The sequence below is a fragment of the Pseudomonas sp. PDM32 genome, from assembly GCF_019219225.1.
Lineage (GTDB): Bacteria > Pseudomonadota > Gammaproteobacteria > Pseudomonadales > Pseudomonadaceae > Aquipseudomonas > Aquipseudomonas laurylsulfatiphila.
Genome location: NZ_JAHUWE010000015.1, coordinates 76,391 through 96,546 on the forward strand (window position 1 = coordinate 76,391; position 20,156 = coordinate 96,546).

Sequence of the window (20,156 nt, forward strand, 5' to 3'; positions counted from 1 at the left end):
CAGTTGCAGGTGTATCGTATTCGCCTTTTCCGGGTCGCTGGCCTGTCGTTGATTTGTGAGGTAGTTGAGTTCATGTCCTTTACCCGTCGCCAAATACTCGGTGGCCTGGCCGGTCTTGTTGTCGTTGGTGTCGGTGCGGGTAGTGCGTCACGCTACTGGCTGGGCAAGATGGCCGACGCGGATGCCGGTCACGACTATGAGCTGATTGCGGCGCCGTTGGACGTGGAGTTGGTGGCCGGGCACAAGACCCAGGCCTGGGCATTCGGTCCGTCGGCACCGGGCACTGAGTTGCGGGTGCGCCAGGGTGAATGGCTGCGGGTGCGCTTCATCAATCACTTGCCGGTGGCGACCACCATTCACTGGCACGGTATCCGCCTGCCGCTGGAAATGGACGGCGTGCCGTACGTCTCGCAATTGCCGGTGCTGCCGGGCGAGTACTTCGACTACAAATTCCGTGTACCGGATGCCGGCAGCTATTGGTATCACCCGCATGTGAACAGCAGCGAAGAACTCGGCCGTGGCCTGGTGGGCCCGCTGATCATCGAAGAGCGCGAGCCCACCGGTTTCAAGTACGAAAAGACCCTGAGCCTGAAGAGCTGGCATGTCGACGAGGTCGGCAATTTCGTCGAGTTCAGCATCCCCCGGGAAGCGGCCCGTGGCGGCACGGCGGGACGCCTGGCGACCATCAACGGTGTGCCGCAGGCGGTGATCGATTTGCCGGCCGGGCAGATCACCCGGGTGCGCATTCTCAATCTCGATAACACCCTGACCTATCGCCTGAACATTCCCGGCGTCGAAGCGCAGATCTATGCGCTGGACGGCAACCCCATCGAACCGCGCCCGCTGGGCAAGGAATACTGGCTCGGCCCCGGTATGCGCATCTGCCTGGCGATCAAGGCGCCTGCGGCCGGTGAAGAGTTGTCCTTGCGCAATGGTCCGGTGCGCCTGGGTACCTTGCGTTCAGTGGCCAATACCGACGCACCAAGCCAATGGCCACCGGCACTGCCGGCCAATCCGATCGCCGAACCGGACCTGGCCAATGCCGAGAAACTCAACTTCAATTTCGAATGGGTCGGCTCGGTGTCGGTCAACGTCGACAACGGCAAACCGCCGAGCCTGTGGCAGATCAACGGCAAGGCCTGGGACATCACCGACAAGACCTGCGCCGACCGCCCGATTGCCAAGCTGGAAAAGGGCAAGAGCTACATTTTCGAATTGAAGAACATGACCCAGTATCAGCACCCGATTCACCTGCACGGCATGAGCTTCAAGGTCATCGCCTCGAACCGGCACAAGGTGATTCCGTACTTCACCGACACTTATCTGCTGGGCAAGAACGAGCGCGCGCAAGTGGCGCTGGTGGCGGATAACCCCGGGGTCTGGATGTTCCACTGCCATGTGATCGATCACATGGAAACCGGCCTGATGGCCGCCATCGAGGTGGCGTGATGCGTCAGATTCGTCCCGCCGCCATCATCGACCGCAGCCGTGATCGCGAATTCATGCGTGAAGCCCTGGCCCTGGCCGCCCAAGGCGCTGCCCTGGGTGAAGTGCCGGTGGGCGCGGTGCTGGTGCAGGACGGTGAGATCATCGGGCGTGGCTTCAATTGCCCGATCAGCACCAGCGATCCCAGTGCCCATGCCGAGATGGTCGCGATTCGCGCCGCCGCCGAGGCTGTCAGCAACTACCGCCTGCCCGGCAGCACGCTGTATGTGACGCTGGAGCCGTGCAGCATGTGCGCCGGGCTGATCGTGCATTCGCGGATAACACGGGTGGTGTATGGCGCGCTGGAGCCGAAGGCGGGGATTGTGCAGAGCCAGGGGCAGTTTTTTACCCAGGGCTTTTTGAATCACCGGGTGTTGCATGAGGGGGGGGTGTTGGCGGAGGAGTGCGGGGCGGTATTAAGCGAGTTCTTCAAGGCCCGAAGAGCAAAACCTTCCGACTAAACACAGACCCCCTGTAGGAGTGAGCCTGCTCGCGATGGTCGTGAACGATGACGCAGGCAATCTGGTTCCCCGCGGTGTTCTTGAGTCCATCGCGAGCAGGCTCGCTCCTACAGGGGATCATGTAGGAGCTGCCGAAGGCTGCGATCTTTTGATCTTGCTTTTTACTTGCGCGCCACAATCACTGCCCGCATCGGCGCCGGCAGCCCTTCAACGGTCTTGCTGTGATCGGCAGGATCGAGGAAGTCACTGAGCGACTGATACTTCATCCACTCCGTCCCGCGCTGTTCCTCGATCGTGGTGGTGCTCACATCCACGCACTTCACATCGGTGAACCCGGCACGACGCAGCCACAACTCCAGCGCCGGCACCGACGGCAGGAACCACACGTTGCGCATCTGCGCGTAGCGGTCTTCCGGCACCAGCACCTGGTGCTTGTCGCCTTCGACCACCAGCGTTTCCAGCACCAGCTCACCACCCTTGACCAGGCAGTCCTTCAGCGCCAGCAAATGCTCGATGGGCGAGCGGCGATGGTAGAACACGCCCATGGAAAATACCGTGTCGAAGCCTTCCAGGTTCGGCGGCAGGTCTTCGAACGGGAAGGGCAGGTGCCAGGCGTTTGGCTCGGACAGGTAGCGCTGCACCGCCTGGAACTGGCAGAAGAACAGCCAGTTCGGGTCGACACCGATCACACTGTCGGCACCAGCGCCGAGCATGCGCCACATGTAATAGCCGTTGCCGCAGCCGACATCGAGGATGCGCTTGCCCGCAAGGTCCAGATGCGGGGCGACCCGCGACCACTTCCAGTCCGAGCGCCATTCGGTGTCGACGTGCACACCGAACAGGTCGAACGGCCCCTTGCGCCACGGCGACAGGCCCATCAACGCGGAACGCATTTGCGCGCGGGTTTCATCGTCGCAATCGGTGTCCAGCTTCAGGCCGTTGAGCAAATCGACTTCGCTTGGCTGGATCTTTGGCAGGGCGTCCAACGCGCTTTGCCAGCGCTCCAGGTCGCCATGGCCCTTTTCCATTTTCTTGTCGAGTTGCGCCTGCAGGGTGTTGGCCCATTCGGCCAGCGGCGTGCCGGCCAGACGGCGGGCGAGGGGAGACAGATCAATCATGGCAGGGCAATCAACGAGGCAAAGTTAAGACACTGGAACCACGGCACGACTTTCGAGAACCCGGCGGCCAACAGGCGTTCGCGGTGTTCTTCGAGGCTGTCGGGCTTCATGACGTTTTCGATGGCGCTGCGCTTCTGGGCGATTTCCAGCTCGCTGTAGCCGTTGGCGCGTTTGAAGGCGATGTGCAGGTCGGTGAGCAACGCGTGTTCCTGCTCGTCTTCGAAACGCAGTTTTTCTGAGAGAATCAGGGCGCCGCCGGGCAGCAGCGACTGACGGATGCGCGTCAACAGCGCGGTGCGTTGGTCCGGGGCGATGAATTGCAGGGTGAAGTTCAGCGCTACCACCGAGGCCGGCTGGAACTCCAGCGCCAGGATGTCGCCCTCGATCACCTCGACCGGCAGCAACTCCTGGAACATCGAGTCCTGGCCATTGAGGTATTCGCGGCAACGCTCGACCATGGCGGCGGAGTTATCCACAGCGATGACGCGGCAACCGTCGGTGCGCACATGCCGACGCAGGGCCTGGGTCACGGCACCCAGGGACGAGCCCAGGTCGTAGAGCACGCTGCCCGGTTGGGCGAACTGCGCGGCGAGCACGCCGAGGTTTTCGACGATGGTCGGATAGCCCGGCACCGAGCGCTTGATCATGTCCGGGAACACCCGCACCACGTCCTCGTTAAAGGCGAAGTCAGGCACCTGGGCCAAAGGCTGGGCGAAAAGGCGATCGGGTTCTTTGCTCACGGCGGTTCCAGCGGTATCGGTGAAAAGGCCGGCATTTTAGCCAAGTTGGCGTGGGGATGCGCGGGTTGTCTGATAAAGCGGGTGGGTTGATGCAGTTCGAAAGCCGAGAGTGCTCTTGTGGCGAGGGGGCTTGCCCCCGTTGGACTGCGAAGCAGTCCCAAAACCATGCAACCGGGTAATCACAGATACACCCGACTAACAGGGTTTACGACGGCTGCGCCGCCGAACGGGGTGGTGCGGCATTCCGACAAGCCCCCTCGCCACAGGGATCAGCGTTTGCCTTGGGAGAACGCGGAGGCCGTGATGCCCCACTGCCCCAGCCAATAGCTGAGGATGATCACGTAAGGCGCCGCATCGAACGGCACCACGAACCGGCTGATGCCAATCACACTGTCCGAAAACACAAACGCCACCGCACCACCGGCAGCCAGCAGGGCCGAACGCTTGGGCACATCACTGCCAAGCCGGGCCAGCGCGCGCCAGAGCATGGCGCTGATTGCCAGGCCGTAGACGATCACCGGAACCAGGAGTGGCCCCAGTCCATGAGAAATCAGAATCCCCAACAGCACTGCACCAACGCCGAGGGCGATGATCAGGGGTAAAAGAGCCAGGCGCCGGCAATCGCTCAAGTAGGCTTTCAGATACGCCAGGTGGGCGACCAGAAATGCGCCGAGGCCGAACACGAACAAGTCCCCCGGCAAGGCCAGCAACACGTCGCCGACCAAGGAGAAAATCAAGCCCAGGCTGATCCAGCGCCGATATTCGCCGGGTGGTGCGTCGTGCAGCCAGCCGAGCAAGGCCAGCACCGGCAGCGGCTTGACCAGCAGGCACAGCATGGAGGCGTGCACGCTCAGACCATAAAGAAAGGTCACCGCGCCCATCAGCGCCAGAATCAACCAGCCCACGGTCAGTTGACCGAGATCGCGCAGTCGAACGAGTCCACCGGCAGCACTTCCGGCGCCCACGGCTGTTGCGAGGTCAGGCGCAGACGTCCCGTGCCGGTCGCAAAAGCCTGGAAGCGCCAAGTCGAAACTCCGGCCGAACCGACGATGCCGGCATCTTCCGGATTTCGATACACCTCTGGCCCCAAGGCGTGCAGCACGCCGCCGGCCGAATCCTGGATCGCCCAGCGATAACCCGTGGTCGGGTTGCTCGGCAGGGTCAGGATCAGGTTTTGCCCATTGCTGAGTTTCACCGGGCATTCGCTCTGTTTTTCCACGGTCACGTTGTGTTTCGGTTGGGAAGCGCAGGCTGCCAGCAAGGCAAGGCTTATGGGCAGTAGCAGACGGGTTGGGGACATCAAATCAGGCGCTCCTGAATTCGCGACGAACGGCGAGCATAACCGAAGATGAGACAAAGTGTGACGATCACACGCATGGGGAGGGTAGGGCTGACGCTATTGCGAGGGGACGTCTATATGAGGAAGAGGATAATTTTGTAGGCGAACCCGCTAATTATATTAACGGGTGAGTGCCGTGTCGTTAAGCCGAAAGAGAAAAACAGAATTGGCTTTCGGATGTAAATACAACACCCTGTCGAGTTTTGAACTTCATAACGGTTTTGCCAGAGTATTGTTGTTTGTCATCGCTCACAATCAAGTCAATGACACCCTCGAATGCCCAGTGAGTGGTATAGGCCGGAAAGTTCTCGGTATAAGCGATTTCTATCAATTGGCCAGGGGTATTCAGTGGATAGATGCCCGTCTCGATGTCTTTTGGCATGTAAATGTCAAAGGCACGGTCGAGTGGGGTGTTGTGTGCACCGGTCTTGAAAATGGCGATGATTTCCCTGTTTCCGACGCTGGCGAAAAACTCTTCGGAGTGGAAGTCTTCACGGTTCTCCAGAGTGGCATTCAAGTGGTTTTTTGGGCAGCAGCGGCGAAATAGCATGTTGTCATTGATATGCTCATTGACAAGACCTCTTCGCTGGTTGATTTCCATGGAGCTCTCCTGCGTGCTTTACGCACAAATGATTTGAGCCCTGAATGTATAGAGTGGGAATGCCTGGAAGTACTGTTTGAACTAACAGGTTTCAACTTGATGGAAAGGCATGTCGAATTCATTGTTGAAGTTTGATTAAAAAAAGACCAGGTTATGAACCTGGCCTTTTTGATACTGCACAGTTTTATCAGAACAATACTTTTGCCACATCCGCAAAGCGCTTGGCAAAGTGCACGGTAATACCCTCCTTCAGATACTCCGGCAGTTCCTCGAAATTACCCCGGTTGGCCTCCGGCAGGATCAGCTCGAAAATTTTCTGCCGCCGCGCCGCAATCACCTTCTCGCGCACCCCGCCAATCGGCAGCACATGCCCGGTCAATGTCAGCTCACCGGTCATGGCCACGCCTTTTTTCGGTGGCTGGTTGCGTGCCAGCGACAGCAGGGCGCTGGCCATGGTCACGCCGGCGCTCGGGCCGTCTTTCGGCGTGGCGCCTTCCGGCACGTGCAGGTGCACGAAGGCTTCGTCGAAGAACTTCGGATCGCCGCCATAGGACTTCAGGTGCGAGCTGACGTAGCTGTAGGCGATCTCCGCCGATTCTTTCATCACATCCCCCAACTGCCCGGTGAGCTTGAACCCACGGTTGAGGGTGTGGATACGCGTGGCTTCTATCGGCAGGGTCGCGCCACCCATGCTGGTCCAGGCCAGGCCGGTGATCACGCCGACCCCCGCCAGCACCTGCTCGTTGCGGAACACCGGTTTGCCGAGCGACGCTTCGAGATCTTTCGGGCCGAGCTTGATCACCGCTTTCGGTTCGTCGAGCAGTTTCATCACCGCTTTGCGCACCAGTTTGCCGAGGTTTTTTTCCAGCTGGCGCACGCCGGCTTCACGGGCATAGCCGTCGACCAGCGCCTTGAGCGCGCTGTCGCTGATGCTCAGGCTGCCCTTGGACACGCCGGCTTTCTCAAGCTGCTTGGGCCACAGGTGACGCTTGGCGATGGCGACTTTTTCTTCGGTGATGTAGCCCGACAGGCGAATCACTTCCATGCGGTCGAGCAACGGGCCGGGGATCGAGTCGAGGGTGTTGGCGGTGCACACGAACAACACCTTCGACAGGTCCATCCGCAGGTCCAGATAGTGGTCGAGGAATTCGACGTTCTGTTCCGGATCGAGGGTTTCCAGCAAGGCCGAGGCCGGGTCGCCCTGGTAGCTCTGGCCCATCTTGTCGATCTCGTCGAGCATGATCACCGGGTTCATCACCTCGACGTCTTTGAGTGCCTGCACCAGTTTGCCCGGCTGCGCGCCGATGTAGGTGCGGCGGTGGCCCTTGATCTCGGCTTCGTCACGCATGCCGCCAAGGCTGAAGCGGTAGAACGGCCGGCCCAGGGATTCGGCGATGGACTTGCCGACGCTGGTCTTGCCCACGCCCGGCGGGCCGACCAGCAGCACGATGGAACCGCTGATTTCGCCTTTGTAGGCGCCGACTGCGAGGAATTCGAGGATGCGGTCCTTGATGTCGTCGAGGCCGGCGTGGTGTTTGTCCAGCACCTTGCGCGCGTGCTTGAGGTCGAGTTTGTCCTCGCCGTACACGCCCCACGGCACCGAGGTCGCCCAGTCGATGTAATTTCGGGTGACCGCATACTCCGGCGAACCGGTCTCGAGGATCGACAGCTTGTTCATTTCTTCTTCGAGGCGTTTCTGCACCTGCGTCGGCAGGACTTTGCCCACCAGCCGCTGCTCGAACTGTTCGAGGTCGGCACTGCGGTCGTCCTTGGTCAGGCCCAGCTCCTGCTGGATGACCTTGAGTTGCTCCTTGAGGAAGAACTCGCGCTGATGTTCACCGATCTTGCGGTTAACTTCGGCAGAAATCTCTTTTTGCAGGCGCGCGACCTCGACTTCCTTGCGCAGCATCGGCAGGACTTTTTCCATGCGCTTGAGCATCGGCACGCAGTCGAGCACTTCCTGCAGTTCACTACCGGTGGCCGAGGTGAGCGCGGCGGCGAAGTCGGTCAGCGGCGACGGGTCGTTGGGGCTGAAGCGATTGAGGTAGTTCTTCAACTCTTCGCTGTACAGCGGGTTGAGCGGCAGCAGTTCCTTGATCGCATTGATCAGCGCCATGCCGTAGGCCTTGACCTCGTCGGTCGGCTCGGTGGGCTGGTGCGGGTATTCGACTTCCACCAAGTACGGCGGGCGATGGTGCTTGAGCCAGGTTTTCAGACGCACACGGGTCAGGCCCTGGGCGACGAATTGCAGTTTGCCGTTTTCGCGGCTGGCGTGGTGCACCTTGACCAGGGTGCCGTAGAGCGGCAGGGCCGAGGTGTCGAAGTGGCGCGGATCCTCCTGGGGCGTGTCCATGTAGAACAGGGCCAGGGAGTGGTGTTCAGACTTTGCCACCAGGTCGAGGGTCTCGGCCCACGGCTCTTCGTTGACGATGACCGGCAGGACCTGGGCCGGGAAGAATGGCCGGTTGTGGATCGGGATGATGTAGACCTTGTCCGGCAGGTTCTGACCGGGCAGGGCCAGGCCTTTGCCGGGTTTGTGCTGTGGAGCGCTTTGCGGATCGGCGTATTCGCTCGGGTCTTCGGGGAATTCTTGCTGGTCGCTCATGGGGGCACCTGCACAATGGGTATGGGTCTTAGATGGGGCAGGTTGGCGGTGGTTTCAACGGTCATTTTCTGCAACGCCGTGTTTCGAAGGCGTGTTCAGCGCAGAGACAGGTTAGCTGGATTTCGGCACACACTCTGCGCCTTTGCTTTTGTAGGAGCTGCCGCAGGCTGCGATCTTTTGATTTTCCAAGGTCAAAAGATCGCAGCCTTCGGCAGCTCCTACAGAGTGATAATAAAAAAGGCGACTCCTTCGTAGGAGTCGCCTTCATTTTGACTGCCGCTAAAACTTACTCGGACAGTTTGTACGCAATCACATAGTCACCCATTTTGGTGCCCAGTGAGCCGTGGCCACCGACGACCAACAGCACGTACTGCTTGCCGTCCTTGCCGGTGTAGGTCATCGGCGTAGCCTGACCGCCAGCCGGCAGGCGCGATTTCCAAAGCTCCTTGCCGGTATTGACGTCATAGGCGCGCAGGTACTGATCCAGCGTACCGCTGAGGAAGCCGACGCCGCCAGCGGTGACTATCGAACCGCCCATGCTTGGCACGCCGAGTGTCAGGCCGATCGGCAATGGCGAGCTGTCGCGGCTGGTGCCGTTCTTGCGTTTCCACACGACTTTGCCTGTGGTCAGGTCGATGCCGGCAACATAGCCCCAGGCCGGCGCCTGGCAGGGTACGCCGAACGGCGACATGAACGGGTGCATGATCACCGCGTAAGGTGCGCCGGTGTTCGGTTGCACGCCCGCGGTTTCGCTCTCGCGCTTGCTGTCGGCCGCGACTTCGGCGCGAGGCACCATTTTCGAGACGAAGGCCATGTAGTTCGGGCTGGTGAACAGCATCTGGCGAACCGGGTCGACCGAAACGCCGCCCCAGTTGAAGACGCCGACGTTACCCGGATAGATCAGGCTGCCCTGTTCCGACGGCGGGGTGTACTGGCCTTCGTAGCGCAATTCCTTGAACTGGATGCGGCACAGCATCTGGTCGAACGGGCTGGCACCCCACATGGCTTTTTCGGTCAGTTCCGGGGCCAGCAGGTTCAGGTCCGAACGGGCCTGGGTCGGTGCGGTGTGGTCACCTTTCACGGCGCCTTGCGGAACCGGGATTTCCTTGATCGGGATGATCGGCGTGCCGTCGCGACGGTCGAGGACGTACAGGCTGCCCTGTTTGGTCGGGGCGATCAGCGCAGGTTTCACGCCATCGGCGGTTTTCATGTCCAGCAAGGTTGGCTGGCTGCCGACGTCCATGTCCCACAGGTCATGGTGAGTGAACTGGTAGTTCCAGCGCACCTTGCCGGTGGCCAGGTCCAGCGCGACCAGGCCGGCACTGAACTTCTCGGCGCCCGGGGTACGGTCTGCGCCCCACTGGTCAGGGGTCTGGTTGCCCAGTGGCAGGTAGACCATGCCGAGTTTTTCGTCGACGCTGGCCAGCGACCACATGTTGGCCGAGTTGCGGCTGTAGTGTTCGCCCTCTGGCAGCGGTTCGGTCGCGTCAGGATTGTTGCTGTCCCAGTTCCACACCAGATGACCGTCGTGTACGTCAAAGGCACGGATCACGCCGGAGGGCTCGTTGGTCGACTCGTTGTCGGTGACGTGACCGCCCATGATCACCAGGTCACGGGTAATCGCTGCCGGCGAGGTGGCGTAGTAGCCACCGGGGGTGAACGGGCCGATGCCTTGGGTCAGGTCAACCACACCGTTTTTACCGAAACCTTCGCAGACCTTGCCAGTGTCGGCGTTGAGTGCGATCAGGCGTGCATCGGCGGTTGGCAGGTACAGACGACGCGGGCAGGCCTGGGCGACGGCTTTGCCAGCCTCGGAAATCACGGCGGAGGCCGCGTTTTCAGACTGGGCGTAGGCCGCTTCGTCGTAGTACGACACGCCACGGCAGGTCATGTGGGCGAAGCCCTTGAAGCCCACCGGGCTCTTGATCTGCGGGTCGAAACGCCACAATTCCTTGCCAGTGTCCGGGTCCAGCGCCAGCACCTTGCTGTGGGCAGTGCAGGCATAGAGCATGCCGTTGGCCTTGAGCGGGGTGTTTTCGTTGGTCAGTTCCACCGGGTCATCGGCGGTGGGCAGATCGCCGGTCTGGATACGCCAGGCTTCTTGCAGCTTGCCGACGTTGGCCGGGGTGATCTGCTTGAGCGGCGAGTAGCGGTCGCCGAATTCGCTGCGGCCATAGGCCTGCCAGTCGCCTTCGGGCATCTGCGGCGCGGTGCTGGTCATGTCCGCGGTGTCGCGGCCCAGTTCGCCCAAGGTCTCGCCCGGGTGGGTGAACTGGCTGGCCACGGCGGTGGCACCGGCCAGGACCACGGCCACGCTCAAGGCGCCAGTGCGCACAGGGGCAGGGCCGTTGATCAGCAGTGGACGACGGAACCACGGCAGCAGCATCACCACCCCGAGGGCAAACCACAGCGCCAGGCGCGGCACCAGTTGCCACCAGTCGAGGCCGACTTCCCACAGCGCCCAAACCGTACTGGCGAACAGCACCAGTGCGTACAGGCCCAGCGCCGCGCGGCGGGCGGCGATCAGCAACACACCGCTCAGCGCAATGCCGATGCCGGCCAGCAGGTAGTACAGCGAGCCGCCGAGCATGCTCAGCTTGATCCCCCCGGCCAGCATGGCCAGGCCCATTAGCAGAAGCAGTATGCCGAGCAGCGTCGGCAACAGACGGCTTCGACCCAAGGCACCATCAGTGCTCATAGTGTGATTCTCCGTGATGTTTCAAGTAGACCCGCGCCAGTTCACTGTAGATGACGATCCGGCGCGGGCAGGGTTCATAAAACCGGTGTGGTTGACGCAGTCCTTGTAGGAGCGAGCTCTGTGGCGAGGGGGCTTGCCCCCGTTGGGTTGCGAAGCGACCCCAATACCTGCAACTGCGGCGTGTCAGGCACACCGAGTGCAATGCTTTGCGACTGCTTCGCAGCCGAACGGGGGCAAGCCCCCTCGCCACATGTCGCTCCTACAGGGGGGTGCGGTGTTTTTTAGAACGACGACTGGACCTTGATCCCGCCGATCAGCGCGTCGTCGACCTCGTTCACGCCGCCGGGATGGCGGATGTATTGCAGGTTCGGGCGCACGGTCAGCCAGTTGGTCAGGTGCACGCCGTAATAGAGTTCGGCGCTGTATTCGGTGTCCTGGGGTGGCAGGTATGACGGATCGTCGTAGTCGAAAACGACATTGGCCTGGTTGGTCGCCTCGGCGTTCTTGCGATAGGCCGGGTTGACGTGGACGCGGGCCATGGCAAAACCGATGTCGTCCCTGGACCGGGCATCGAACAGACCTTTGTAGATGAGACCGGCCTGGACGTAGTTGTCGATGGCATTGGTCTTCTTGTCGTGCATCGTGCCGTTGGCGAACAGGCTCAGGCCGCGGGAATGATCGCTGGCCAGGCTGGTGACTTGCTGCTGGAGACCCAGCCACATGCCGTGCTTGCTCGAGGCGCTGCGGTAGGCTTCGCCACTCAGGGCGGCAGGCTGGCCGTTGCTGTCCTTGTAGACGTCGGTGGCGTTGGCGCTGCTGTAGTAGTAACCGGCGCGGTATTCACCCGGCAGGCCGTTGAGTTTCGGTGTCCACACCAATTCTACCGGCAGGACTGCGCCCTGGGTGCCGCTGCCGCTGAGCTTGAAGCCGTTGTCGCGATCCAGGTTCGACGGGTTCTGCTCGTACGCGCCTACCTGTGCATAAAGCTCTGGCGTCAGGTGATATTTGACCCGCAGTGCCCACTGGCTGACCGGCCAGTTGTACCAGATGTCGCCCGCCCAGTTTCCGACCTGGGAGCCGCAGAACGCCAGGTTCTGGAAGTCGCAGGGGAAGCTGTTGAAGTCTTCGCCTTCGCCGAAACGGCCGACCTTGATGTCGAGTTTTTCGTCGAGGAACTTCTGCTGATACCACATCTGCGTCAGGCGCCAGGTCTGGCCGCGGCCCCAGACTTCCTGGGCCGAGGTGAAGCCGCCGACGCGCGGATCGTTGATGCGGTCGTTGCTGATGTTGTTGCCGCTGCGTTCGGTGATGGTCAGCTGGAACTCGGCGTCGTCCCAGCCGAGGATTTTCTGCAAGTCCAGATGGGTGCCCAGGCCGAACTGGTCGCTGTAGCGGGCCGTGCGGTCATGGTCGTAGCCGCCGTGCAGATTGCTGCCCATTTCACCGGTGTAATCGACTTTGAAGTCGTAACCTTTTTCCGCAAGTTCGCTGCGAGTGCCGTTCCAGTCGCCGAGCATCCACGGCGAATCGCTATCGAAGGCAGGTGCCGCCTGAGCGCAAGTGGCAAGGCCCAAAGCGGTGAGTCCGCCAATCAGGTTGAAGGTTTTTCGGCAGGCAACCGGTTTTAAGACAGCGCTGTCTTTCGAAAGCTGGAAATCAGGCATAGAGAAGAAATTCTTGATCTTTTTTGGAGATTAAACGGAAGAAATGGCTTGCAGAAGCGTTTCAGCTAAAGCGGACGCAAGGATAATGATCTGTTACAAATAGAGAAAGGGCTTTTACTGACATGCAGCCTTTCGGATTTGGTAACAGTGACAAAAGATCGCATGCCTTTGTAGGAGCTGCCGAAGGCTGCGATCTTTTCCGTTTCACCTACATTTAACGTAAGGTGCGCGACTTCCAATTCCCACTCTGCTTGAAGGCCCGGCATGACCGAACACAACATCGACCCGCTGCACGGCGTGACGCTGGAGCAAATCCTCAACGCCCTGGTTGAACACTACGAATGGTCGGGGCTGGCCGAACGCATCGATATCCGCTGCTTCAAGAGCGACCCGAGCATCAAGTCGAGCCTGACGTTCCTGCGTAAAACCCCGTGGGCCCGGGAGAAGGTCGAACGCCTGTATGTGAAGTTGATGCGCACCAAACGACCGCTCTGAACATGGTCACTCCGTGCGCGTTGCGCCGCCGTTTTGTGGTCGTGGCTGCCATGCTCGGCTGGGCGGGATTGAGCATCCAGATGTACCTGATTTTCTATTCGCGCTGGACGCTGGGGGCCAGTCTGACTGGTGGGCTGATGAGTTTTTTCAGCTACTTCACTGTGCTGAGCAACACCCTGGTGGCGACGGTGCTGACCTGTGAACTGACGTCCCGCGAGTCCGCCGCGCGACGCTGGTTTTTACAGCCCTGGGTCAGTAGTGGCATTGCTGTCAGCATCACGGTCGTCGGCCTGGCGTACAGCGTGTTGCTTCGCCATCTATGGCATCCCGAAGGCTGGCAATGGCTGGCCGATGAGCTGATGCATGACGTCATGCCGCTGCTGTTTCTGGGGTACTGGTGGTTCTGTGTACCGAAAGGCTCATTGCGCTGGGGGCATATCGCGTTGTGGGTGATTTATCCACTGGTGTACTTCGCTTACTCGTTGCTGCGCGGGCATGTGCTGGCGACTTATCCATACCCGTTCATTGACGTGGACAAACTGGGTTATCCACAGGTGTTCATCAATGCAGGGGGATTGTTGGCGGGGTTTGTGGTGATTGCGTTGTGGGTGGTGGCGCTGGATCGGTGGCGTGCTCGAATGTAGGCACTTTTGTGGCGAGGGAGCTTGCTCCCGCTGCACTGCGCAGCAGTGCTAAAACCTGCAACCGGGTTGTGTCTGGATAACTTCGGTTGCTGATTTTGCGACTGCTTCGCAGCCGAGCGGGAGCAAGCTCCCTCGCCACAGGTACGGTGGTCACTCCTCGTCAGTGCCATCCAGCCGCCAATAGCCCACCGCCTTGACGAACTGCTCATCCAGCCCATGCTCATCGAGCAACACCCGACGAATCCGCCGCGACACCTTGCTCTCGGTCGCCACCCACGCGTACAGGCTGCCGGCCGGCACCTGGATCTGGCGCACGGTGGTCAGCAGATTGTCCTTGCCACCTTCGCGCAGCACCCAGATCACGTTGACCTCGGCAGCGCTTTCCAGCACCTGCTGCTCCTTGCCGTTTTCCACTTCCACGATCACCAGCGCACGGCGGTTGGCCGCCAGGCTTTCGAGCCGCCTGGCGATGGCGGGCAGGGCGGTTTCGTCGCCGATCAGCAAGTAACTGTCGAACATGTCCGGCACGATCATCGAACCCCGCGGCCCACCGATGTGCAGGAACTGCCCCGGTTTGGCCTGTTCGGCCCAGGTCGAGGCCGGGCCGTCGCCGTGCAACACGAAGTCGATGTCCAGTTCCAGAGTGTTCAGGTCATAGCGGCGCGGCGTGTAGTCGCGCATCTCGGGCAGCGGGCCGTTGTCCTTGCCAGCGCCCAGCACCAGGGTTTCCAGTGCCGCAGCCTGCTCGGCGTTCTGCGGGAACAACAGTTTGACGTGATCGTCGGTACCCAGGCTGACGAAGCCTGCCAGCTCCGGCCCGCCCAGGGTAATCCGGCGCATGCGCGGGGTCAGGTCGACCACACGCAACACTTCCAGGCGACGGCGTTTGATTTCGTGCATGACGCGGTGAATGGATTGCGCGATCACTTCAGTCATTCGGCTTTCTCCTGAACGGGTTGAACGGCAGGGCCGTCGACGATGACTTTGGCGGTGTCGTTGAGCAGGGTCGCGACGCGCTGGATTTCTTCCGCGCTCCAGCGGCCGTGATGCAGTTGCAGGGCATGGCGCAGGTTGTGCACCGCCTCGTGGATTTCGGCCGGGCGATCATGGCCGCGCAACGATCGCTTGCTGACATCGATGCGCACCCGCACACCATCAAGGGCGACGGCTTGCTCGGTCAGGGACTGGCGTCCGGCGTCGGTCACGCTGTAGCGTTTTTTCCCACCTTCGGCGTCGCCGGTAATCAATTCGCTTTCTTCAAGAAACGTCAGGGTCGGGTAGATCACGCCGGGGCTGGGACTGTAGGCGCCGTCGAACATGCCTTCGATCTGGCGGATCAGGTCGTAGCCGTGGCACGGCTGTTCGGCGATCAACGCCAGCAGCAGCAGTTTCAGGTCGCCGGGGGCAAATACTCGCGGGCCACGCCCACCGCGTTCGCGGCCAGGGCGTTTCTCGAAGCCGTCGCGGCCGTCGCCGTGTTCGCGATGGGGGGAATGATGGTCTCTCATTTTTTGCGTTCTCTCTCGTCATGTTTAGATACAACTTAAGATATATCTTATGCTGTGTGCAAGGGATGGTGAGCAACGGTGCTGAGCGATGGTCGCTTCCAGGCGTTGACGTCAAGGGAGAGGTTGGGGTTTTTAACATGGGGTAACGACTTGAGAGACACAACGATTACTCGCTGATATTTGGTTTTTATTACTACATGCGGCGCGGATAATTCCTACATACTTTTCCTCATGATTGCTTGAGTATCTGTTGCGTTAAAACTTCGCTAAATAATTAATCAACTACCTGCTGAATATATGACGGCATGTTCTTGTTGTTTTTGGCTTGCTCTTAACAATCTGCCATTGAAATTTAAAGGTATTAAAGTATGTTCAAGAAAGTTGCATTTACCGTTCCTGTAGCAATCCTGGCGCTGAGTTCTTCCGTGGCATTTGCCGCCGATGAAATACGTAGCTCCATCAACATCAGCGCCGACGTCCCGAGCAGCGTTTTCCATGCCCAGCCAGTGACCCCAGGCTTCGGTACCGACGAAAAAATGGCCTACAACGTGGTGGATGGCTCATTGAGCTCGCTGCGTGAGATGTACGATGTGAGACACACTGACGGTTCAATTGGCGCCTATGTTGAAGGTGGTCCACAGCCGCTGTTCAATGGTTCTGACTCGATCGCCCTGACTTATACCTTCAACGGCGTAGTACTGACGGCAAGCTCCCAGCAAGTTGTAACTGAAGCCGTGGCTAACCCTGGCACCCGGGCCGAACTGGTGATTGCCGCAGCCAAGCCGGCCCCTGGCAAGTTCGGAAAATATACCGCCACACCTGTGGTGGTCTTCGACGCCATTCCTAAAGTTGGTCCTTAACAAGGTTATTAATTAAGGCCAAGTCCTTATTCGATAACACTTGCCGAACGACGAACTATTTTGTTAGTCGTTCGGTTTTTAACGCCTTTATATTCAGAGTAATTCGTTCATGTTCCCGATGACTCCCATCGCGACGGCGCTTGCCCTTGTCTTTTGTGCAAATGCCTTGGCTGCGCCGACGGACAATGGCCATACACCTCGAAGTCTACTGGCTCAAGCCAAGGGTTTACCGACTGAATTCGAGGAGCACTTCTTTGATGTGCCGTTGGCGGTCCGCGTGGAACTTGATCAACAGTTTCTGGGTGAGGCGATGGTGGTGTTAAGCCGCGATGATCGCTTCACCCTCGTTGACTTTACCGATGTCAGTGACAGCAAATTCAAGGCAGGCGAACGAGATATCTGGTCAAACTATCTGAGCCAGGGTGTAGCCCTTGGCAGTTGCCAGGGTAAATGTCCGGAGCAATTGCTTGCCGTGCACTACAGCCTGGAAAACTCACTCGTCTCCATCCTGACGGCAAATGCCGAACGCGATGAGCAGGCGCAGCGTTACTACAGCTTGCCGGAAGGCGGTAGCAGCGGCCTGATTGTGCGCAATCAATTGAACCTCAATGGCGGCCAGAACCAGGATACGGGCGGGCGCTACGGCCTCGACGCCAGCAGCAGCCTGGGTAACTGGACTCAAGCCGTCAACCTGCAGTTGTCCCGAATGGGGGGCGTGGACAATAAGCTCTATCACGCTGTGCATGGGCTCTATACCCAGCGCGAACTGGAGGGTAATTTCCTGCGCCTGGGCTACTTCACTCCCACCACCGAAGGAATGACTCGCCAGCCTCGTACATTTGGCGTAAGCCCCGATACGGCGCTAGGTGTCATGTATGGCAGCTCCGACAGCCTGGTGATCAACAATCCGAAGCCGGCGATTTATCCGATCTACGTCACCGCCAATCGCCAGGGCTCGGTGGAAATCTACCGCGACGGCCTGTTGATCAATACCCAAGCCGTGCCCGCCGGGTTGCAAACCCTCGATACGCGCCCGCTGCCGGGCGGCATCTACGAGGTAGAAGTGCGACTGGTCGAAGACGGTCAGATCACGTCCAGCACTCAGGAATTGGTCTACAAACCGAATAACTGGCGCAATCATGACGAGCGCTGGCGCTACAATCTTTTCGCCGGTCGTGAGTCCAGGTTGCTCAGCAACTGGGATGAGCAATCCGAGGGGGATATGACCGCCGGAGCGGCATTCAACTACCTGTTGCACCCGCGAGTGATCCTCGGTTTGACCGGCCGGCAGGTGCGTGACTCCCTGCAATACGGCACATCGATCGACTGGACGGTCGTCAACAACGCCAGTCTTTTCGCCAACATCTACCAGACCGAAGACTACGGTACCGGCCTCGATGTGCAGGGTTTGTATTCCTATGGAAGGGGCAGCCTCGTTGCCAGCCATAACCGCAGCTGGCTCGACACGACCCGACTCTACGACACCTTGCCCGATGGTACGCGGGTGCGTCAGCGCAATGTGTTCGTCGGCCAGACCAGCAACTCATCGCTATCGGTCAATCACCGACTGACCACCAAAAGCTCGGTCAATGCCCGTGTTTCCCATAGCCAGGGCAATACCGAAGGCACGGGGCTGGATCTGGGATGGACTCAGCGCACTGAGCTCTTTGGCAGCGATGCCAACTGGCGATTGTCGCTGTTCGACCGGCCGGGCAGTGTCAGTTCAGGTAGTGATAGAAACCGTGGTATAGACCTGAGCCTCAACATTGCGCTGGGCGGCTCGGGAGAACAATGGTCCGGCAGCGTCGGTTCGCGCACGGCGCGGGAGGGCGGGCGTGATAACAATGCCTCGCTGACCTATCGCAAAGAGCTTCAGGATCACTTGCTGCAGAGTGTCTCGGCCACGGCGACCTCCGATACCTATGGCATGGGCTTGTCCGCCATGACCACGATGCAATCGGACCTGGTCAATGGCGACGGTTTTATCCAGCGATCCTCCTATAACAATGACCTGACGGGCGGACTCAACCTGGACAGCACCGTGGCAATCGGTGCGCGGAAAATGGTCATGACCAGCCAATCCCACCGCGACGGGGCGGGCATGATCATCGACGTGGAGTCGGATATCGCCGACATTGCCCTGCGTGCCGACGACCTGAGCGGCGGAAGTGCCGTGCTGCGCCCGGGTCGTAACTTCGTGCCGCTCACGGCGTATAAAAGCAGCTCGGTGAGCTTCGATTTCGAGGGCAACCACGTGCCGGCCGCGAGCATTCAACCGCCTCGCTCCAGCTATCACCTGAACAAGGGCGGCGTGGAGTACCGCAAGGTCACCATCAGCAAAACCGTCACCGTGCTCGGCCGCCTGGTCGACCCCCAGGGTAAACCACTCAAGGGCCATCACATCATCAATCACGCCAGTCGTGGGGTGAGTGAAGTCGACGGCTTCTTCTCCATGGAAATGAACGCCGGTTCACCGACGCTGGAGGTGCGCTCCGGAGATCAGGTGCTCTGCCAGTTCCGTCTCGATCCGGACAACGCCCAGCGGGAAAACGATGTGTTGATGATTGGGGATTTGCGCTGCACCGCGGATACGTTGGCGAATGTCGTTGAAATTGTGCAGAGCGCCGGTTGAAAAGCGCAACTTACGGTTTGGAGTCTTTATGTTGAACCTTTGGAAAGCCTCGCAAATGCTTGCTGCAAGGGCGATTGTAATCGGTTGCTGCCTAGCTGTATTAGCCATGGAAGCTGGTGCGAGAGTGTTGCCTGTTACAGCAACCTTTAATCCTGAGCCGGGTAACCCCTTGAAAAACGAATTCAAGAACACAACACCCAATGTCGGGTTCTGCAAAAACAATCCTGCTATTTGCCAGGCTCACAACATCTTCAGCCTGCGCTCCCACGTTGGTAACATTCCTCTCAATGGTCCCATCGAGCCTGATCACGCAGATGTGCGAAAAGGCGCGATGATCAAAACCCCAGCAGCTTGGCGTTCATTCCAAGTCAGGCACCGCGATACCAGCGAAACAGCTACCGTGGAAGTGCGCATTGCAGGGATGGGGGGGGTTTACACCCTGAGTCATTCTGCTCAGGAACTCACCGGCGTTTCGAATTTATTTCAGGCGCATTTACGATTGTGGGGAAGCCGATGGACAACTGCTCCGAATTCCTGCGTCAGCATCGGTAAAGAAGCTTACTACGGTTTTACGGGCTACGAGTTCTTTTGGCTTACTCCAAAGGAGGAAGTCTGTGCCAAACAGGCTAAATTTCAAATTCCAGGATTCGGCTTCCAGTATCTGGACTTTACCTATGAGCTGCGTACCCCAGATCCTCTAAAAATGTCCACGGGGATCTATGATGGCACACAGGTCTACACCATTAAGCCAAACGGCGATTTTGATTTGGGTGATGTCGTCGCTCCTCCGGATGATGTAATCCAGCTCGACTTTACCCTGACCGTTCAACATGCCCTTCGAGTCGATATTCCACCCGGGGGCAATCAAATTGAATTGGTACCCCAAGGCGGCTGGCAAGCCTGGCTGAATCAGGGACGTAAACCCACGCGCCTGTTCCGCGACCAAACCTTCAATATCTCTTCTTCGAGCCGCTTCAAGATGCAGCTCGAATGTCAGTACGTCGTTGGCAATACGTGCGCATTACGCGACGCCGATTCTGCTGATCTGGTGCCCTTGAATACCAGCGTAAGCCTGCCCAACGGCCTGACCGATGCTGTTGGCCAAGCGGTTCAGCGTCGGCCCTTGTTTCTCGATGGCAGTGGCACCGAGTTGTTCCAGCCCGGTTTTTATCTCGATCGCAAACCGGGAACCCTGCACTTTGAAATAACCAAGGAACACGTCGAGCCGATGTTGCGCGAAGGAGTGGGTAAAACCTATACGGGCAATGTCACGGTGATCTGGGATTCGGAAGTTTAGCCCGTATTC

General features: G+C 59.5%; 17 protein-coding genes. 7 read left to right on the forward strand and 10 right to left on the reverse strand.

The features are described 5' to 3' along the window. The first annotated feature begins 72 nt into the window (after window positions 1-72). Both KW846_RS25385 and tadA read left to right on the forward strand, forming a co-directional pair. On the forward strand, window positions 73-1,449 hold the full coding sequence (locus KW846_RS25385; RefSeq protein ID WP_218485927.1) for a multicopper oxidase family protein: 1,377 nt from the start codon (window positions 73-75) through the stop codon (window positions 1,447-1,449). Next, entirely contained in the window at window positions 1,449-1,946 is a 498-nt protein-coding gene (tadA, locus tag KW846_RS25390) for a tRNA adenosine(34) deaminase TadA (protein WP_007973921.1), read from the forward strand. The genes KW846_RS25385 and tadA overlap by 1 nt, the downstream gene beginning before the upstream one ends. Before the next feature lie 161 nt (window positions 1,947-2,107). On the opposite strand, the gene cmoB is transcribed toward tadA, so the two are convergent. The 8 genes from cmoB to KW846_RS25430 all read right to left on the reverse strand — a co-directional run bounded on the left by cmoB (window position 2,108) and on the right by KW846_RS25430 (window position 12,711). Continuing rightward, a complete protein-coding gene (gene cmoB / locus KW846_RS25395; protein WP_218485928.1) occupies window positions 2,108-3,064 on the reverse strand; it encodes a tRNA 5-methoxyuridine(34)/uridine 5-oxyacetic acid(34) synthase CmoB in 957 nt (318 codons plus the stop codon). Continuing rightward, window positions 3,061-3,804, reverse strand: a complete 744-nt coding sequence (cmoA, locus tag KW846_RS25400) for a carboxy-S-adenosyl-L-methionine synthase CmoA (protein ID WP_015093665.1) — start codon at window positions 3,802-3,804, stop codon at window positions 3,061-3,063. Before cmoA ends, cmoB begins: the two co-directional genes overlap by 4 nt. A 269-nt stretch (window positions 3,805-4,073) precedes the next feature. Beyond that, window positions 4,074-4,709, reverse strand: a complete 636-nt coding sequence (locus KW846_RS25405; protein WP_007971758.1) for a lysoplasmalogenase — start codon at window positions 4,707-4,709, stop codon at window positions 4,074-4,076. Window positions 4,710-4,711: 2 nt separating this feature from the next. After that, complete coding sequence (locus KW846_RS25410; protein WP_007971760.1) at window positions 4,712-5,104, reverse strand: protease inhibitor I42 family protein; 393 nt, start codon at window positions 5,102-5,104, stop codon at window positions 4,712-4,714. Window positions 5,105-5,285: 181 nt separating this feature from the next. After that, entirely contained in the window at window positions 5,286-5,744 is a 459-nt protein-coding gene (locus tag KW846_RS25415; RefSeq protein ID WP_218485929.1) for a hypothetical protein, read from the reverse strand. A gap of 187 nt (window positions 5,745-5,931) precedes the next feature. Then, window positions 5,932-8,349, reverse strand: a complete 2,418-nt coding sequence (gene lon, locus KW846_RS25420; RefSeq protein WP_256356856.1) for an endopeptidase La — start codon at window positions 8,347-8,349, stop codon at window positions 5,932-5,934. Window positions 8,350-8,635: 286 nt separating this feature from the next. Then, window positions 8,636-11,047, reverse strand: a complete 2,412-nt coding sequence (locus KW846_RS25425) for a glucose/quinate/shikimate family membrane-bound PQQ-dependent dehydrogenase (RefSeq protein WP_218485930.1) — start codon at window positions 11,045-11,047, stop codon at window positions 8,636-8,638. Window positions 11,048-11,328: 281 nt separating this feature from the next. Then, on the reverse strand, window positions 11,329-12,711 hold the full coding sequence (locus KW846_RS25430; protein ID WP_218485931.1) for a carbohydrate porin: 1,383 nt from the start codon (window positions 12,709-12,711) through the stop codon (window positions 11,329-11,331). 264 nt (window positions 12,712-12,975) lie between these two features. Here KW846_RS25430 and KW846_RS25435 point away from each other — a divergent pair, with 264 nt between their 5' ends. Both KW846_RS25435 and KW846_RS25440 read left to right on the forward strand, forming a co-directional pair. Further along, window positions 12,976-13,206 carry a VF530 family DNA-binding protein gene (locus KW846_RS25435; RefSeq protein ID WP_007975135.1) on the forward strand — a complete coding sequence of 77 codons (231 nt, stop codon included), beginning with the start codon at window positions 12,976-12,978 and terminating at the stop codon, window positions 13,204-13,206. 2 nt (window positions 13,207-13,208) lie between these two features. Further along, window positions 13,209-13,850 carry a Pr6Pr family membrane protein gene (locus KW846_RS25440; RefSeq protein WP_218485932.1) on the forward strand — a complete coding sequence of 214 codons (642 nt, stop codon included), beginning with the start codon at window positions 13,209-13,211 and terminating at the stop codon, window positions 13,848-13,850. A 150-nt stretch (window positions 13,851-14,000) separates the two neighbouring features. Here the strand turns inward: KW846_RS25440 and KW846_RS25445 are convergent, their stop codons facing one another. Continuing rightward, window positions 14,001-14,786 carry a siderophore-interacting protein gene (locus KW846_RS25445; protein WP_218485933.1) on the reverse strand — a complete coding sequence of 262 codons (786 nt, stop codon included), beginning with the start codon at window positions 14,784-14,786 and terminating at the stop codon, window positions 14,001-14,003. Continuing rightward, window positions 14,783-15,358 (reverse strand): PadR family transcriptional regulator, encoded by a 576-nt coding sequence (locus tag KW846_RS25450; RefSeq protein WP_218485934.1) that lies wholly within the window; start codon window positions 15,356-15,358, stop codon window positions 14,783-14,785. Before KW846_RS25450 ends, KW846_RS25445 begins: the two co-directional genes overlap by 4 nt. A 368-nt stretch (window positions 15,359-15,726) precedes the next feature. Here KW846_RS25450 and KW846_RS25455 point away from each other — a divergent pair, with 368 nt between their 5' ends. From KW846_RS25455 to KW846_RS25465, 3 genes are all read left to right on the forward strand, one after another. Next, a complete protein-coding gene (locus KW846_RS25455; RefSeq protein ID WP_218485935.1) occupies window positions 15,727-16,218 on the forward strand; it encodes a CS1 type fimbrial major subunit in 492 nt (163 codons plus the stop codon). A 109-nt stretch (window positions 16,219-16,327) separates the two neighbouring features. Then, window positions 16,328-18,850, forward strand: a complete 2,523-nt coding sequence (locus tag KW846_RS25460; protein WP_218485936.1) for a CS1-pili formation C-terminal domain-containing protein — start codon at window positions 16,328-16,330, stop codon at window positions 18,848-18,850. A gap of 28 nt (window positions 18,851-18,878) precedes the next feature. After that, window positions 18,879-20,147: a hypothetical protein gene (locus KW846_RS25465; RefSeq protein WP_256356857.1), complete on the forward strand. Its 1,269-nt coding sequence runs from the start codon at window positions 18,879-18,881 to the stop codon at window positions 20,145-20,147. Window positions 20,148-20,156 lie beyond the last annotated feature (9 nt).

What these genes read in the sequence shown, in the direction of transcription:
- KW846_RS25430 (WP_218485931.1), bottom strand. Translation starts at nt 12,711, where the DNA reads ATGCCTGATTTCCAGCTTTCGAAAGACAGCGCTGTCTTAAAACCGGTT.
- KW846_RS25425 (WP_218485930.1), bottom strand. Translation starts at nt 11,047, where the DNA reads ATGAGCACTGATGGTGCCTTGGGTCGAAGCCGTCTGTTGCCGACGCTG.
- cmoB (WP_218485928.1), bottom strand. Translation starts at nt 3,064, where the DNA reads ATGATTGATCTGTCTCCCCTCGCCCGCCGTCTGGCCGGCACGCCGCTG.
- KW846_RS25385 (WP_218485927.1), top strand. Translation starts at nt 73, where the DNA reads ATGTCCTTTACCCGTCGCCAAATACTCGGTGGCCTGGCCGGTCTTGTT.
- KW846_RS25445 (WP_218485933.1), bottom strand. Translation starts at nt 14,786, where the DNA reads ATGACTGAAGTGATCGCGCAATCCATTCACCGCGTCATGCACGAAATC.
- tadA (WP_007973921.1), top strand. Translation starts at nt 1,449, where the DNA reads ATGCGTCAGATTCGTCCCGCCGCCATCATCGACCGCAGCCGTGATCGC.
- KW846_RS25435 (WP_007975135.1), top strand. Translation starts at nt 12,976, where the DNA reads ATGACCGAACACAACATCGACCCGCTGCACGGCGTGACGCTGGAGCAA.
- KW846_RS25450 (WP_218485934.1), bottom strand. Translation starts at nt 15,358, where the DNA reads ATGAGAGACCATCATTCCCCCCATCGCGAACACGGCGACGGCCGCGAC.
- KW846_RS25410 (WP_007971760.1), bottom strand. Translation starts at nt 5,104, where the DNA reads ATGTCCCCAACCCGTCTGCTACTGCCCATAAGCCTTGCCTTGCTGGCA.
- KW846_RS25415 (WP_218485929.1), bottom strand. Translation starts at nt 5,744, where the DNA reads ATGGAAATCAACCAGCGAAGAGGTCTTGTCAATGAGCATATCAATGAC.
- KW846_RS25440 (WP_218485932.1), top strand. Translation starts at nt 13,209, where the DNA reads ATGGTCACTCCGTGCGCGTTGCGCCGCCGTTTTGTGGTCGTGGCTGCC.
- lon (WP_256356856.1), bottom strand. Translation starts at nt 8,349, where the DNA reads ATGAGCGACCAGCAAGAATTCCCCGAAGACCCGAGCGAATACGCCGAT.
- KW846_RS25465 (WP_256356857.1), top strand. Translation starts at nt 18,879, where the DNA reads ATGTTGAACCTTTGGAAAGCCTCGCAAATGCTTGCTGCAAGGGCGATT.
- KW846_RS25460 (WP_218485936.1), top strand. Translation starts at nt 16,328, where the DNA reads ATGTTCCCGATGACTCCCATCGCGACGGCGCTTGCCCTTGTCTTTTGT.
- KW846_RS25455 (WP_218485935.1), top strand. Translation starts at nt 15,727, where the DNA reads ATGTTCAAGAAAGTTGCATTTACCGTTCCTGTAGCAATCCTGGCGCTG.